Origin of the sequence: Streptomyces sp. CA-142005 (assembly GCF_050942335.1) — a bacterium.
GTDB lineage: Bacteria > Actinomycetota > Actinomycetes > Streptomycetales > Streptomycetaceae > Streptomyces.
The window spans coordinates 9,303,200-9,317,910 of record NZ_CP192078.1 but is presented as its reverse complement, the minus strand read 5'-3'; the positions used below and the strand labels follow the sequence as shown (position 1 = coordinate 9,317,910).

The 14,711-nt window shown below is 72.2% G+C and carries 11 protein-coding genes; 5 read left to right on the top strand and 6 right to left on the bottom strand.

Annotation, left to right across the window (positions count from 1 at the left end; translation table 11 throughout):
* Positions 1 to 13 precede the first annotated feature (13 nt).
* Complete coding sequence (locus ACQPXS_RS42935) at positions 14 to 2,902, top strand: lectin (protein WP_433454899.1); 2,889 nt, start codon at positions 14 to 16, stop codon at positions 2,900 to 2,902.
* Here ACQPXS_RS42935 and ACQPXS_RS42930 read toward each other — a convergent pair.
* Positions 2,899 to 3,465, bottom strand: a complete 567-nt coding sequence (locus tag ACQPXS_RS42930; protein ID WP_433454898.1) for a hypothetical protein — start codon at positions 3,463 to 3,465, stop codon at positions 2,899 to 2,901. The two genes, ACQPXS_RS42935 and ACQPXS_RS42930, sit on opposite strands and share 4 nt — an antisense overlap.
* Before the next feature lie 120 nt (positions 3,466 to 3,585).
* Between ACQPXS_RS42930 and ACQPXS_RS42925 the strand changes: the two genes are divergently transcribed.
* Positions 3,586 to 4,761 carry a PP2C family protein-serine/threonine phosphatase gene (locus tag ACQPXS_RS42925; protein WP_433454897.1) on the top strand — a complete coding sequence of 392 codons (1,176 nt, stop codon included), beginning with the start codon at positions 3,586 to 3,588 and terminating at the stop codon, positions 4,759 to 4,761.
* A 12-nt stretch (positions 4,762 to 4,773) separates the two neighbouring features.
* On the opposite strand, the gene ACQPXS_RS42920 is transcribed toward ACQPXS_RS42925, so the two are convergent.
* Positions 4,774 to 5,580 carry a maleylpyruvate isomerase family mycothiol-dependent enzyme gene (locus ACQPXS_RS42920; protein ID WP_433454896.1) on the bottom strand — a complete coding sequence of 269 codons (807 nt, stop codon included), beginning with the start codon at positions 5,578 to 5,580 and terminating at the stop codon, positions 4,774 to 4,776.
* 85 nt (positions 5,581 to 5,665) lie between these two features.
* Positions 5,666 to 8,122 carry a SpoIIE family protein phosphatase gene (locus ACQPXS_RS42915; RefSeq protein WP_433454895.1) on the bottom strand — a complete coding sequence of 819 codons (2,457 nt, stop codon included), beginning with the start codon at positions 8,120 to 8,122 and terminating at the stop codon, positions 5,666 to 5,668.
* A 184-nt stretch (positions 8,123 to 8,306) separates the two neighbouring features.
* Between ACQPXS_RS42915 and ACQPXS_RS42910 the strand changes: the two genes are divergently transcribed.
* The gene (locus ACQPXS_RS42910; protein ID WP_433454894.1) at positions 8,307 to 10,373 is read left to right on the top strand and encodes a SpoIIE family protein phosphatase; all 2,067 of its coding nucleotides are present in this window, start codon (positions 8,307 to 8,309) and stop codon (positions 10,371 to 10,373) included.
* Between the two features lie 87 nt (positions 10,374 to 10,460).
* Here the strand turns inward: ACQPXS_RS42910 and ACQPXS_RS42905 are convergent, their stop codons facing one another.
* The gene (locus tag ACQPXS_RS42905; protein ID WP_433454893.1) at positions 10,461 to 11,072 is read right to left on the bottom strand and encodes a TetR/AcrR family transcriptional regulator; all 612 of its coding nucleotides are present in this window, start codon (positions 11,070 to 11,072) and stop codon (positions 10,461 to 10,463) included.
* 98 nt (positions 11,073 to 11,170) lie between these two features.
* Here ACQPXS_RS42905 and ACQPXS_RS42900 point away from each other — a divergent pair, with 98 nt between their 5' ends.
* Positions 11,171 to 11,962 (top strand): SDR family NAD(P)-dependent oxidoreductase, encoded by a 792-nt coding sequence (locus ACQPXS_RS42900; protein ID WP_356313850.1) that lies wholly within the window; start codon positions 11,171 to 11,173, stop codon positions 11,960 to 11,962.
* Between the two features lie 102 nt (positions 11,963 to 12,064).
* Here the strand turns inward: ACQPXS_RS42900 and ACQPXS_RS42895 are convergent, their stop codons facing one another.
* Complete coding sequence (locus ACQPXS_RS42895; protein WP_365328467.1) at positions 12,065 to 12,631, bottom strand: dihydrofolate reductase family protein; 567 nt, start codon at positions 12,629 to 12,631, stop codon at positions 12,065 to 12,067.
* 360 nt (positions 12,632 to 12,991) lie between these two features.
* Here ACQPXS_RS42895 and ACQPXS_RS42890 point away from each other — a divergent pair, with 360 nt between their 5' ends.
* On the top strand, positions 12,992 to 13,759 hold the full coding sequence (locus ACQPXS_RS42890; protein ID WP_433454892.1) for a GNAT family N-acetyltransferase: 768 nt from the start codon (positions 12,992 to 12,994) through the stop codon (positions 13,757 to 13,759).
* On the opposite strand, the gene ACQPXS_RS42885 is transcribed toward ACQPXS_RS42890, so the two are convergent.
* Entirely contained in the window at positions 13,745 to 14,617 is an 873-nt protein-coding gene (locus ACQPXS_RS42885; RefSeq protein WP_433454891.1) for an alpha/beta fold hydrolase, read from the bottom strand. The two genes, ACQPXS_RS42890 and ACQPXS_RS42885, sit on opposite strands and share 15 nt — an antisense overlap.
* Positions 14,618 to 14,711 lie beyond the last annotated feature (94 nt).

Genomic DNA, 14,711 nt, shown 5'->3' with positions numbered 1-14,711 from the left:
TTGCCGAAGGGACATGGTCACGATGGTGCCGTTCCGCCTTCTGTCCGTGCTGGCCACCGGCGTCCTGGTCGTGGGCGCCGTCTCCGCCCCCGCCCACGCCGCTCCCGTCACCCTCGCGCCGGTCGCCGATCCGGCCTCGCTCGTGAACCCGTTCATCGGGACCTCGCACGCCGCCGACGACTTCCCGGGGGCCGACACCCCGTTCGGGATGGTCCAGTGGAGCCCCGACACCAGCCCGCACCGGCCGGACGGTGGCGGCTACGAGTACGCCGACTCGGCCATCACCGGATTCGGCCTCACCCACATCGCGGGACCGGGCTGCCGGGCCGCAGGCGACATCCCGGTGCTGCCGACCGTCGGCGCCGTCGACACGCGCGCCACGGACAGCTTCTCGCACGCCGACGAGTCCGCGACGCCCGGCTCGTACACGGTGTCGCTGGACAACGGCGTCAAGACGGAACTGACCGCCACCACCCGCAGCGGCATGGCCCGCTTCACCTTCCCGTCCACCCGTCGGGCGAACCTGCTGTTCAAGCTGACGAGCAGCGAGAACGGCGACAGCGCCGCCGAGTTCGACGTGGTGAACGACAGAGAGGTCAGAGGCAAGGTCACCAGCGGCAACTTCTGCGGCGAGGGCAACTCCTACACCGTCTACTACGACATGGTCTTCGACCAGCCGTTCCGTCACAGCGGCACCGCCCTGGCCGCCGCCACGCCCACCACGCCCAGGACCAACGCCTCCCCCAGCGCCCCCGAGGAGCCGAACAAGCCCACGCTGCACGGCAACGTGTCCCGTACACCCCACACCTTCGCTCCCCGGGCGAGCGGCTCCGACGGCTACGTCACGTTCGACACCACCACGGACCGGACCGTTCAGGCCAAGGTCGGCATCTCCTATGTGTCGGCCGCCGGCGCCGCGGGCAACCGGCAGGCGGAGAACGGCGGTTGGGACCTGGTCAAGGTGCGCGGCGCGGCACACGGCGCCTGGAAGTCCCTCCTCGGCCGGGTGCGGATCGCCGGCGGGACGCCCGCCCGGCAGACCGTCTTCTACACCGCGCTCTATCACGCGCTGCTGCATCCGAACGTGATCAGTGACACCGACCGCCGCTATCCCGGCTTCGACGGCAGGATCCACACCGTGGACGCCCGCCACGGCGCCGCCTACGCCAACTACTCGGGCTGGGACGTCTACCGCTCGCAGGCCCAGCTCGAAGCCCTGGTCGCACCGCGGACAGCCGCCGACAGCGCCCAGTCGATGGTCGACGACTACCGTCAGACCGGCCTCTTCCCCAAGTGGTCGGAGAACAACGGCGAGACCCATGTCATGGTCGGCGATCCCGCGGACGAGATCATCGCCGACTACTACGCCTTCGGCGCCAGGAACTTCGACACCGCCACCGCGCTGAAGGGCATGATCGCGGAGGCCACCGTCCCCAACGACAACCGGCCCGGGCTCGCCTATCTGGAGCAACTCGGCCGGCTGCCCAGCAACGGCAGGTACGGCTGCTGCAACTTCTACGGCGCCGCGTCCACCACCCTGGAGTACGACGCGGCCGACTTCGCCGTCTCGGCCTTCGCCGGTGCCCTCGGACACACCGCCGATCAGCACAGGTTCGCGGACCGGGCGCAGGACTGGCAGAACCTGTTCCATTTCGGCAGCGGCTTCATCCAGCCCCGCGACGCCTCGGGCACCTGGACGGCCGGTTTCTCTCCGACGTCGGGGAAGAACTTCGTCGAGGGCGACTCCTGGCAGTACACGCCGATGGTGCCGTTCAACGTGCACGGACTGGCGACCGCCATGGGCGGTGACGCGGCCATGGCCACGTACCTGGACACGGACCTGTCCTCGCTGACCGGCGCCGGCGGCTACACCGACCTGGGCAACGAGCCCAGCCTCGGCATCCCCTGGGAGTACGACTACATCGGCCGCCCGTACCGGACGCAGCAGGTCGTCCGGCAGGTCCAGGACCAGATCTGGACCGACAGCCCGGCCGGTCTTGCGGGCAACGACGACCTGGGCGAGATGAGCTCGTGGTACGTGTGGTCCGCCCTCGGCATGTACCCGGAGACCCCCGGCACCGCCGACCTGGCGCTGGGCAGCCCGCTGTTCAGCCAGGCGGTGATCACCCTGCCGTCCGGCCGCACCCTCACGATCAACGGCACGGGGGCGGCGGACGACGCGCCGTACGTCCAGTCCGCCACCTGGAACGGCGCGGCATGGAACGCCGCGCACGCGCCCGACGGCGCCCTCACCCGCGGCGGCACCCTCACCTACGTGCTCGGCACCTCCCCCGACACGTCCTGGGCGTCGGACGCCTCCGCCGCCCCGCGCTCCTATCCGGGCGCACCCGGATACACGGGCGTCGGGACGTCCGGCGACACCGCCGCCGCCTCGGCCGACTTCGACGGCGCGGGCTACAGCTACTCCGCGCACGCCCTGGCCGCCGCAGGAGTCACCCCCGGTTCGCGGCTCACGGTCAACGGCGTCACGTTCCCCTGGCCCGACACGGCGTCCGGCGCACGGGACAACTACGAGGCCAACGGGCAGACGGTACGGACGTCCGGCTCCGGCAGCATCTCCTTCCTCGGTGCCGCCAACAACGGCCCGGCGTCCGGCACCGCGACCGTCACCTACACCGACGGCACGACCCAGTCGGTCGCCCTCGGCTTCTCCGACTGGACGTTGAGCGCGGGCGCCGCCTCACCGCTCGCCGACAACACCGTCGCGGTGACCCTGCCCTACCGCAACCACGCGGGCACCGCGTCCGACAGCACGCAGACGTATGTGTTCGCCACGACGCCGGTGGCCCTGAGCGCGGGCAGGACGGTCAGCAGCGTGCGCCTGCCGTCCGATGTCGCCGCCGGGGGACTGCACGTCTTCGCCATCGGCTTCGGCGCCTAGTGCGCCGGACGGTCTCCGGTCCGGGCGGAGCGGGCGAGGTCCCGCGCCCGCTCCGCCCGGCTCAGCACGCGCGAGCGTCTGCCGGGCCACCAGGCGATGTCGGCGAGCAGGAGCGCGACCACCAGCCATGAGGTGACGAGCACGCCGGTCGGTGCCGTGAAGCTGTCGTACACGGCGAGCACGATCGCGAGGGCGGTCACGAGGAGGACCAGCGGGCGACGCAGCCGGTCCTCCTCGGCGACTCGGCTCAGGCCGTCGGCGTACTCGACGACCGCGGGCGCCAGCGCGGGGTCGGCGATGGCCTCGCCCCGCCGGGTGGCACGCACCACCGCCGCGCGGTCGGCGGCGTTCAAGTCCCGGGCACCTGGCCATGCTCTGCCCATCCGCCGTGCCGACCGGATGCCGTGGAACGGGCTCAGGATCAGAAAGACGACGGCGGCGCCGACCCACGAGCCCGACTCCACGAGGACGAAGGCGCCGAAGAAGGCGCCCGCGGGGAGCCCGGTGCCCAGTGCCCTGCGCACCGGGCTCCCCTGCCACAGCCGGCCCGGAACCAGGATCACCCGCCCAGGGTGACGATCACCGATCGTGGACGCAATCACCGACCGCGCATGGCACCCGGAACATGCCGTTGAGTGGAGCAATCGCAGGGGTGCGGGGGCGCGGCAGACCAGGCTGGACGGGTGAAGATCGGACGGACCGGCCGGGAGCCGGAGCAGGACGGCACGACACCACGGCCCCGGCTGCCGGCGCCTCCGGCGTGGCTGCGCTGGCTGCCCGTGCTGTACGTCGCGGCCGTGCTGCTGGTGGAGCCGCTCACGCCCGTCGACTGGCCGGTGAGCTTCGCACTGATCGCCGTGCCCGTACTGGCCGCGTTCGCGCACGGGCCCCTGGCCGTCGGCGCCGCCACGGTGTTCGCCGTGGGCCTCGAAGCGGTGCTGGCCGGTACTCCCTGCTGTGCGGGCCGGCCCGCCGACTATCTGTGGGACCGTCACTACGTCGCCTCCTACATCTGTACGGCCCTCGTGGGCGGTCTCGGCGCGATCCTGGCCGCCCACCGGATCCGGCGTGAACGCACGCTCGCCGACGTGCGGTTCGTCGCCGAGACCGCGCAGCGCGTCCTGCTCCGCCCCCTACCGCACAGGATCGGCAACCTCCGGCTGCAGAGCCTGTATCTCTCCGCCGCCGCGGAGGCACGCATCGGCGGCGACCTCTACGAGGCGGTCTCCACCCGGTTCGGCGTCCGTCTGCTCATCGGTGACGTCCGCGGCAAGGGGCTGGTGGCGGTGGAGACCGCGGCCGCCATGCTGGGGGCGTTCCGCGAGGTGGCGTACGACGAACCCGATCTGCTCGCTCTGGCCGGCCGGGTGGACACGAGCATGAGCCGCAGGGCGACGCAGCTCGGCGGGACCGAGACGAGCGAACGGTTCGTCACCGCGGTCTTCGCCGAGGTCCCCGCCGAAGGCCACATCGTCCGCATCGTCAACTGCGGCCATCCGCCGCCCGTCTGGCTGCGGGACGGCGAGGTGCGCGAACTGGAGAGCGGGCGGCCGGCGCCGCCCCTGAACCTCGGCATACTGGTCGAGGACCCGTATCACCTCGACACCTACCCGTTCCGGCCCGGCGATCAGCTGCTGCTGTACACGGACGGCGTCACGGAGACGCGGGACGCGACCGGCGCCTTCTACCCGCTGCTCGACCGTCTCCGCTCCTGGGGTCCCCTCCCGCCGAAGGAGCTGCTCGCACGGCTCCACGACGACCTGCTGGCCTACAGCCACGCCGGGCTCAAGGACGACACCGCGGCGCTCGCGGTCTGTCTGCTGCCCGAGGCACCGTCGGCGCGGCTGCCGGCCGAGTGAGCGCGGCCCGGGTCAGAAGGCGGTGTGGGTGAACCAGTTCTCGAGGACCGCGGCCTGTCCCGAGACCTCGAAGCCGGAGTCCTGGTACGACCGCCGCCCGTAGAGGAGCAGCAGCAGGTCCGCCGCCTGCCCGCGCACCGCCGCCGTGACCGGCCCGGGGTCCTCGGCCTCGCCGCCCACCGGGCGGAAGCCGTCCGGGTCCAGCCGCATCCGCCACTCCTCGCCGGGGCCGCCCTCGACGCCCGTGCTGCGGAACGCGAGGGTTTCGCCGTCACCGCGCAGCTTGGTCACACCGGGGGCGAAGAGGCCCGCGTAGGGCAGGTTGACGAGGAACTCGTCCACGCCGTCCGCCGCGAGCACGGGGTCGATGTCCGAGGTCAGGCCGACGGCCCGCTCCGCGTCCACCCGGTGCACCAGCGTCTCGAACAGCATCCGGCGGGCCCAGAACCGCGCGTGCCGGTCCTCGCCCCACACCCACATCGGTGCCCCGGGATCGGTGTCCCGCAGGACGGCCGCCACCGCGGGCACCCCCGCCGCCACCCAGCCGGGATAGTCGCGCGCGTGCTCCGGCAGCCCGAGCTCGACGTCGCGGCTGCGGGGAGGTTCCTGCACCAGCCGGGTCAGCAGGGTGCAGAACCAGCGCTGCAGTGCTCCGACGTGCCGGGTGAGGTCGGCCAGGGTCCAGTCGGGGCAGGAGGGCACGGGGGTCGCCGGGTCGACGCCCTCGGTCACCTCGCAGAAGCGCAGGGTCTCGCGGGCGACGGCCTCACGATAGGTGTCGTAGGGCAGAGCGTGCCCCGCCCGGTGTGTCGCTGCCATCTGCCGCCGTCCTGTTCTGTCCTCGGCCCGGATCGTCGTCACGGTCAGTCTGGATGCTGGAGTGCGCTCGAAGGCAAATCGGGGTTCAGGGGATCTCCTGATCGGCCCAGATGATCTTCCCTTCGCCGGTGTACCGGGCCCCCCAGCGCTGGGTGAGCTGGGCCACCAGGAAGAGTCCGCGGCCGCCCTCGTCCGTGCTCCTGGCATGCCTGAGCCGGGGGGCCGTACTGCTGGCGTCGGAGACCTCGCAGGTGAGGCGGGCGTCGCGGAGGAGCCGTAGCCGCAGGGGTGTGGCGGCGTAGCGGATGGCGTTGGTGACGAGTTCGCTCACGACCAGTTCGGTCGTCATGGCCAGTTCCGTGAGGCCCCACTCCTCGACCTGGCGGGTGGCGAGGGCGCGCAGGGTGCCGACGGCGGCCGGGTCGGGGGGTACGTCCCAGGAGGCGACCCGGTCGGCTGCCAGGGTGTGGGTGCGGGTCAGCAGCAGGGCGATGTCGTCGGGCTGGGGCACAGGCACCAGCTGCCGTACGACGAACGTGCACAGCGTGTCCAGGTCGTCCCCGGTGTGGTCGAGGACCTCTTTGAGCCGGGACATGCCCCGCTCCACGTCCTGGTCGCGGCCCACGATGAGACCGTTGGTGTACAGGCCGAAGAGGCTGTCCTCGGGCAGTTCGATCTCGGTCGCCTCGAAGGCCATGCCACCCAGCCCGAGCGGGGGTCCGGCGGGGATCTCCGGGAAGCAGGCGTGTCCGTCCGGTGCCACGACGACGGGCGGCGGGTGACCGGCCCGGGCCAGCGCACACCGTCTGCTGACGGGGTCGTAGACGGCGTAGAGGCAGGTCGCGCCGATGAAAGTGCTGCGGCCTGCCGTGCCGGCGGCCGCCTCCTCGTCGCTCAGCCGGAGCACGAGGTCGTCGAGATGGGCGAGCAGGTCGTCGGGAGACATCTCCATGGCGGCGAGGGTCTGCACCGCGGTGCGCAGCCGGCCCATGCTCGCCGCCGCGGAGATGCCGTGGCCGACCACGTCGCCGATGACGAGGCCCACCCGTGCGCCGGAGAGCGGGATCACGTCGAACCAGTCGCCGCCGACGCCACCGGAGGGATCCGCCGGCAGATAGGAGGAGGCCACCTCCAGCGCGGTGCCGCCGTTCAGGGCGGGTGGGAGCAGGCTGCGCTGCAGGGTGATCGCCGCCGCGTGCTCCCGGGTGTAGCGGCGGGCGTTGTCGACGCACACCGCCGCACGTGCCACCAGTTCCCGGGCCAACAGGACGTCGTCGGGCCCGAAGGAGACGGGGTTGAGCGACCGGACGAACGTGGCGAGGCCGAGGGCGGTGTTCCGGGCCCGCATCGGCACGGCGATGAGCGAGTGCATGCCGTACGCGCGCATGCTTTCGGTCCGCTCCGGGTCCCGCGCGACCCACAGCTGGTCGCAGGGGTCGAGGACCGGGATGAGCAGGGGCTCGCCGTCGAGGAGCAGGTGGCCGCCGTGGGGCGGCGGGATGAACTCGACCCGCTCGCCGATCCGGACGATGGCCTCGGGTGTGTCCTCGCGCACCGAGCGCAGCGCCGCCCGGCGCAGCACGGGTCTGGCGTGCGCGGGTCCCGCGTCGGTCAGCCACGCCCCGTGGCCGTCGGTACTGAGCACGGGTTCCAGCAGGTCGACGACGACGAAGTCCGCGAAGCGGGGGACGGCGAAGTCGGCGAGCTCCTGGGCGGTCTGCATCACGTCGAGTGCGGTGCCGATGCTGGTGCCGGCTTGGTTGACCATGGTCAGCAGCTGCCGGGCGTTCCACCGATCGGTGACGTCCTGGACCATGTAGCACACGCCGGTGATGGCGTCGTCGGCGTCGACCAGGGGGAAGAACGAGGTCGAGTAGGCGTGCTGGCGGTGCGGGTCGGCCCAGCTCCAGCCCACGTACTCGTAGTCGGTCACCGGTATGCCCGTCGCGATCACCTTGCGCATCAGGCTCTCCAAGGCCTCGGCCTGCAGCCCGGGCAGCAGCTCGCTCAGCCGGCGTCCGAGCCGCGCGTCCCGGGGGACCCCGCCGAACCGCTCCAGGGTGTCGTTCAGCCAGACGTAGCGCAGGTCGGTGTCCATGACGGCCATGCCGACCGGGGCGCGGGTGAGGAACCCGTCCAGGACCGACTGGCCCATGGGCCACCGCTGCCGCTGGGCACGGGCCGACAGCAGGAAGCACTCGGTGTCGCCGACGCGGAACGAGGCCGAGACCCGCAGCTGGATGTCGAGGCTGCGGCCGTCGCGGTGCCGTACGGCGACCTGCCCGCTCCAGCCGTTTCCGGCGCGGCACCGCTGCACGACGCCGGCGAGCCGTACGGGGTCCTCGGGCATGGCCAGCAGGCGCGCGGCGGAGGCGCCCACGACGTCCCGTGCTGCGTGACCGAGAAACGTTTCGGCGCTGTGGGTCCAACCGACCACGATGCCGTGTTCCGATATCACCGCGGCCGCGTCGGTGGACGCGTCGAAGAGATCATCCGGTCCCTGCGGCGTGGCTGAGGCGAATCCCTCTGGCGCAGATTCCATCAATTCCACCCATACACCACTATGAGCCTGTTTGTCCTTTGGTGGGCAGGGATACAGCGGGAGGTACGGCGTCCCCGGGAAGGGGCGCCGTGCGGTTGGGACGGGACCGATATTCGGAGGGACCATGGAGGCACCGGCCGCCGGCGTCCGCGCGCGGCCGCCCGGCCGGTGGAGGTGAACCGGCATGACACTGGACTCCCTGGAAGCCGGCCACGAAGACCACGGCGGCGAGACGCCCCAGCCGACCGGGCTGCTGGACGTGCTGAGCGTGGCCGCGGTGGCCCTGGACATCCGCGGCCGTATCGTCTTCTGGACCCCGCAGGCCGAGGAACTCTTCGGCTACTCCTCGGAGGAGGCCCTCGGCAAGCCGGCGGCGCACCTGCTGGTGCACCCGGAGCATCTGCAGGCCGTGGTGAGTCTGTTCGCCGAGGTGCTGGAGACCGGCCGGGGCTGGGCCGGCGCGTTTCCCATCCGGCACAAGGACGGCAGCAGCCGGCTGACCGAGTTCCGGACCATGCGGCTGCTGGACGACCTCGGGGACGTCTACGCCCTGGGCATCGCGGCCGACCACACCCTGCTCCAGCGCGTCGAGACCGACCTGGCCCTGTGCGAGCGGCTGATCAACCAGTCCCCCATCGGCTTGGCCCTGCTGGACCCGGATCTGCGGTACCTCCTGGTCAATCCGGCGCTGGAGCGGATCGACGGCACGCCCGCCGAGGACCACATCGGCCGTCACCTGAGGGAGACCCTGCCCTTCCCGGACGCCGACACCGTCGAGTCCGCCCTGCGTCAGGTGCTCACCACCGGTACGTCCCTGCTGGACCAGTACCACGTCGGCCGCCCGGCCGCCGATGGCGGAGCCGACCACGCCTGGTCGCTGTCCTTCTACCGGCTGGACGATCCCGGCGGCCGGGTGCTGGGCGCGGCCGTCTCGGTGGTGGACGTCACCGAACGGCACCGCGCGGCGGCCGAGGCCGACCGGGCGCGGCGGCGCCTGGCGCTCATCGCGGACGCCTCAGCGCGGGTCGGCACCGCGCTGGACGTGGAGCAGACCGCCCATGAACTGGCGGAGATCGCGGCCCCGGCACTGGCCGACGTGGTCGCCGTGGACGTCCTCGACTCCGTCCTGTCCTGCCGTCGTATGCGCCGGCCGGACAACGGCCCGGAGCTCTTCCGCGCCCTCGCCCTGAAGGCGGCCCATCCCACGGTCGCGCTGCGCGCCGCCGACCCTCCCGGCAACGTGGCGTGCTACGAGGGGGACAGTCTGGTCACCCTGTGCGTCCACACCGGGCGGCCGGTCCTGATACGTCACGTCGGGCCGCAGGACCTGCCGCGCATCGCCCGGGACTCCGAGGCCGGCGCCCTGCTCGCCGAGGCCGGCGTCCACTCGTATCTCGCCGTGCCGCTGATCGCGCACGGTGAGGTGCTCGGCGCCCTCGACCTCAAGCGGACCCGCAATCCGGCGCCGTTCGACGACGACGACGTCGTCCTGGCCGCCGAACTCGCCGGCCGGGCCGCCGTGGCCATCGACAACGCCCGCTGGTTCCAGAGCGTCCGCAACACCGCCCTGACCCTGCAGCGCAGTCTGCTGCCCGAGCACGCGGCGCACCACACGGGCCTGGAGCTCGCCTCCCGTTACCAGCCCGCGCAGGCCACCAGCGAGGTCGGCGGCGACTGGTACGACGTCATCCCGCTCAGCGACGAGAAGACCGCCCTGGTGGTGGGTGACGTCATGGGCAACGGCATCGACGCGGCCGCCACCATGGGCCGGTTGCGCACCGCCACCTGCGCCTACGCCGATCTCGACCTCGCCCCCGGCGCGGTGCTGCAGCATCTGGACAAGATCACCTGCGATCTGGAGCACTACATCGTCACCTGCCTGTACGCGGTGTACGACCCCGTTACCGGACAGTGCTGCGTCGCCAACGCCGGACACATGCCGCCCGCGCTCGCGCGGCCCGGCGAGGCACCGAGGCTCCTGGAACTGCCGGCCGCGGCACCGCTCGGCGTCGGCGGTGTCCGGTTCGATTCCACGACGGTCTCCCTGCACCCCGGTGATGTGCTGGTCCTCTACACCGACGGCCTCGTGGAGACCCGTCAGCACCCCATCGACGACCGGCTGAACGCCCTGCTGGACCTCCTCGACGAGCCTCGCCGGCCGCTGGAGGAGACCTGCGACGTCCTGCTGTACGGCCTGCGCCACCCCGACGACCACGACGACGTGGCCCTGCTCATCGCCCGGGCCCTGTAGGCAACGCCGCGCGCCTCCAAGGGAATTGAAGCCTGCGGGCCGGCGGAGGAAGCGGGCCGCACGACGTCGTCCGGCGGCGCCGGGGCCCTACTGCGCCGGCGGCTCTTGTGAAGCGGCCGTGGAGGACCGGCCGGCGGGCACGGGCATGAGCAGCAGGAGGGCGTCGGCCAGGTCGTCCGCGGGGCTGCCCGTGGCCAGGCGCCGCAGTTGCAGGCCCATCACCAGGGCGACCGTCGTGGCGGCCAGGCGGTCCGCGTCGGGGACGCCCAGCGCGGTGAGGATCCGGGCGGCGAGCAGGTCGTAGGCCCGGAACGCCTCGGCCGCCGCCTCGCGCAGGCGCTCGTCCCGCCCGGCCTGGAGGTACAGCTCGAAGGGCGCCGGATGGGCGCTGTCCAGTGCCGAGCCGCAGGCCACCTGGCCGGCCAGCGACGCCGCGTCCTTGACGTCCAGGCCCTCCGTCCGGCACTGGTCGGCCAGTTCGGTGAAGTGCCGTGCCTCCTCGCGCACGAAGTGCAGCAGGCTCTCCCGCAGCAGCTCGTGCTGGGTCTCGAAGTGGTAGGTGACCGAGCCGAGGGAGACGCCCGCCTCCTTGGCGATCCGCCGGTTCGTGACCGCAGCGACTCCGTCCTCGCCGATGATCCGCAGGACGGCGGTGATGATGCGCTGGCGCATCGGGGCGGCAGGGGCGGCGTGCGGCATGGCGTGCATTCTTCCATCATCGGGTGCCCGCGCCTGTGGACAGGGCTGCCAGGGCTCCTTATTGTTCGTTCGAACGAACAGGACTGGAGGGTGTAGTCGTGCACATTGCCGGGTCAACCGTTCTGCTCACCGGTGTCACCGGCGGCATCGGCGGCGCGCTCGCCGCCGAACTGTCCGCCCGCGGCGCCCGTCTCGTGCTCACGGGCCGCCGGCTCGACGCGCTCGAACCCCTGGCCGATCGTTACGGCGCCCGCACGATCGCCGCCGATCTGGCCGACCCCGACGATGTGCGGCGGCTCGCCGAGGAGGCCGCCGGCACGGACATCCTGGTCGCCAACGCCGCCCTGCCCTCCAGCGGCGAACTCCTCGACTACACGCCGGAGCAGATCGACCGCGCCCTGGCCGTGAACCTGCGGGCCCCGGCGGTGCTCGCGCGGCTGCTCGCTCCCGGCATGGTGGCCGCCGGCCGCGGCCACATCTGCTTCGTCGGGTCGCTGTCCGGCATGGCCGCCACCAAGTCGTCGTCCCTGTACACCGCGACGAAGTTCGGGCTGCGCGGCTTCTCGCTGGCCTTCCGCCAGGATCTGCACGGCACGGGCGTGGGCGTCTCGATCGTCCAGCCGGGATTCGTACGCGATCTGGGCATGTTCGCGAAGACGGGCTCGGCGACACCCGGCGGTGTCCGCACCGTCTCGCCGGCGCAGGTCTGCAAGGGCGTGACACGGGCGATCGAACGCGATCTCGCCGAGGTCAACGTGGCGCCGCCCGAACTGCGCTTCCTCACCAAGATCGCGTCGCAGTTCCCGGGGTTCGCCGAACGGGTGCAGCGGCTGGCCGGGGCGGAGCCGACGGTGAACGCGATCGTGGCCGCGCAGCGTTCGAGCCGCTGAGCCGCCCGGGCCGGAGGGCGCGCGCGGGGGCGTCAGGTCCGTGTCAGCGGCATCCGGCACCCTTTTCTTCGAATCCTGTCCTCTCCGCCCCGCGCCGAGACGTCAGCGCTGGCTCGCGGGACTGCTCGGGAGTGACGAGCGGCTGCCCTTGCAGGTGTAGACGATCTCCACGGATCCGCCCGGCAGGGCGCGCTCGCTGTGGAAGGTGAGCCCGAGAGACGGGTCGAGCGCGGGCGTCAGTTGTGTGCCGCCGCCGAACAGCAGCGGCACGACGACCAGCTCCAGCGTGTCGAGCGCGCCGAGGGCGTGGAAGGTCTGGATGGTGCGCGGTCCTCCGACGAGATGGACGTCGCCACCCCGGTTGGCCGCGCGGATCTTCTCCAGCAGCCGCTCGGGATCGCTGTCGGTGACGACGTGGTCGGGGGTGCCGGCCGGGCGGTGGGAGCCGAGCACGAACACATCCAGGTTCGGCCAGGGCCAGCGGTCGTTGGTCAGCGCGGGCTCGAAGGTGGTGCGGCCCATCAGCGCGGCCTCGCACCCCTCCAGGAACTCCCGGATGCCGTGGCTCTCGCCGGACACGAAGGCCGGGTCGGCCGTATGCGCCGGCCATCCGGTCGGGGTGGTGACATAACCGTCGACGCTCATGCCCAGGCGGGCTCGGATCTTCATGTCGTCTCCTGTTCGGGTGTCCTTCCGAGGCGGGTCGCGCCTCCGTACCAAGCGTCGAACGGGACGTTCGCACCTCGACACACCGCCGGAAAAATCCTCCGCTTGTCATGTACTGACGCGCTGTGGCAGGATCCGGCGCGTCCGAGAGCGCATCCGACCACTCGTCACGAAGGACTGAGGTCCATGGTTCCGGCGTCCCGCAGCGGCCGCCGTCGGTACTGAGCCACCTGCTCTACGGCAGCACCTGGCAGTACCTTTCGCGTCTCCTCACGGCGGCCCCACGACGCGGTGTCCGGCACACCGCCCGCCTCTTCCCAGAGGCCGTTCCCTTGTGACAGCCCTAACCGTGAGGTCTTCGTCGTGCGCACCGATGTCCAGAGCTTCGCCGTCGCCCACCTCCGGCGCCGCCCGGCGGCGCGTGAAGTCGGCGGCTTCGTCGTGGGGTTCGATCCCTCGACGACCAGTCCGTACGTCAACTACGCCACCCCCTTCCCCGGCGCCGAGCCCACCGACCGGGACGTCGCCGACCTGATCGCCGCGTTCCGCGAGCGCGGGCTCAGGCCGCGGCTGGAGTTCGCCCCGGACGCCGCCCCCGCCGTGGAGCCCGCGCTGCGCCGGGCCGGTTTCGGCACGGAGGCGGTGCACGCATACCTGGTCTGCACCCCCGCCACGCTGGCCGTCCCCGGCCCCGGCCCTGGCTCGGCGGACCCGGTCGAGGTCGAGGCCCCGGCCACGCAGGCGGACTACACGGCGATCGACCTCGCGCTGTCGGAGGCCTTCGGTGGCGAGTGGGCCCCGTCCCCGGAAGGCGCGGCACGGTTGCGGCGTACCGAGGAGGGCGGCGGAGCCGTCCGGTTCGTCCGCGCTCCCGGCGGAGGCTGCGCCGGCGGCGCGATCTGCTCGGCGCCCGCCGAGGGCACGGCGGAGCTGGCGGGCGTGGGCACGCTGCCGGCGTACCGGGGGCGTGGCATCGCCGCCGCGGTCACCGCGACCCTCGCCGGCACCATGTTCGCCCGGGGAGCGCGGTCCGTGTGGCTGGAGTACTCGGGTGAGGGTTCCCGCCGCGTGTACGAGAGGGTCGGCTTCCGGCGCGACGGCACACGGCTGTACGTCTCACTGGACGCGTGATCCGCCGAGCCGGTTTTCGCCGGGCAGGGGGTTGTCCTTGACGAAACGGCGGATCTCCTCGGTGAGCGCCGCCGGGTTGTCCAGCTGGACCAGGGTGCGGGCGTCGGGGATCTCCACATAGCGGGCGTCCGGCAGCAGTTCGGCCAGGCGGCGGCCCGTAGCGGGTGGCATCATGCGGTCCTCGGCGCCCCAGGCGACCAGTGCCGGGCGGGTGAACTCCGGGAGCTTCCGGGCCGCTTCGAGGTAGCAGTCCTTCCGCGTGGCACGGAGGAACTTGGCGAAGTCACGGCGGATCTGACGGCTCGTCAGCAAGGGGCCGTACCAGCGGGCGACGAGTTCCTTGGGGAGCCGCTTCTTCGTCATGCCGCCGAGCGAGGTCTGCATGCGGGCGAGGAAGGGGAAGCGGAAGGACTGCAGGAGGAGGAAGACTCCGCCGGGGATCCTTCGGGCCGCGTCCAGGATGCGGCCCTGGATGCCGGGCGGGTAGTTGTCCAGCGCCTCGCACGAGGTCAGGACGAGCCGGGCGATGCGTTCGTCCCGTACGCCGACGAGGAGTTGGGCCGTACCGGTGTCGTTCTGGACGAGGGTGACGTCGCGCAGGTCCAGGCGGTCCATGAACTCGGCCAGCAGGCGGGCGATGCCGTGCGCGGAGAGGTCCGCGTCCGGGCGCATGGGGCGCCGGTGGCTGCCGAGGGGCAGCACGGGGACCAGGACGCGGAAGTCGGGGCGCAGGGCCGAGACGACGTCGGCCCAGACCGAGTCGTCGAAGCCGAGACCGTGGACGAGGAGCACGACGGGGCCGTCGCCTCCGGTGTCCTCGTAGTCGATGGGTCCCGCACTCAGCTCGATCTCCGGCATGCCCGTGCCTCCGCCCCGGTCGGCCGCCTCGACTGTCTCTTGATAGATCGTTCTAATGACAGAATAGGCGCCGACCGCCCTTTGACAACAGCGG

Coding starts and splice junctions, on each gene's coding strand:
- ACQPXS_RS42915 (WP_433454895.1), bottom strand. CDS start 8,122: ATGGAATCTGCGCCAGAGGGATTCGCCTCAGCCACGCCGCAGGGACCG.
- ACQPXS_RS42885 (WP_433454891.1), bottom strand. CDS start 14,617: ATGCCGGAGATCGAGCTGAGTGCGGGACCCATCGACTACGAGGACACC.
- ACQPXS_RS42935 (WP_433454899.1), top strand. CDS start 14: ATGGTCACGATGGTGCCGTTCCGCCTTCTGTCCGTGCTGGCCACCGGC.
- ACQPXS_RS42905 (WP_433454893.1), bottom strand. CDS start 11,072: ATGCCGCACGCCGCCCCTGCCGCCCCGATGCGCCAGCGCATCATCACC.
- ACQPXS_RS42895 (WP_365328467.1), bottom strand. CDS start 12,631: ATGAAGATCCGAGCCCGCCTGGGCATGAGCGTCGACGGTTATGTCACC.
- ACQPXS_RS42920 (WP_433454896.1), bottom strand. CDS start 5,580: ATGGCAGCGACACACCGGGCGGGGCACGCTCTGCCCTACGACACCTAT.
- ACQPXS_RS42910 (WP_433454894.1), top strand. CDS start 8,307: ATGACACTGGACTCCCTGGAAGCCGGCCACGAAGACCACGGCGGCGAG.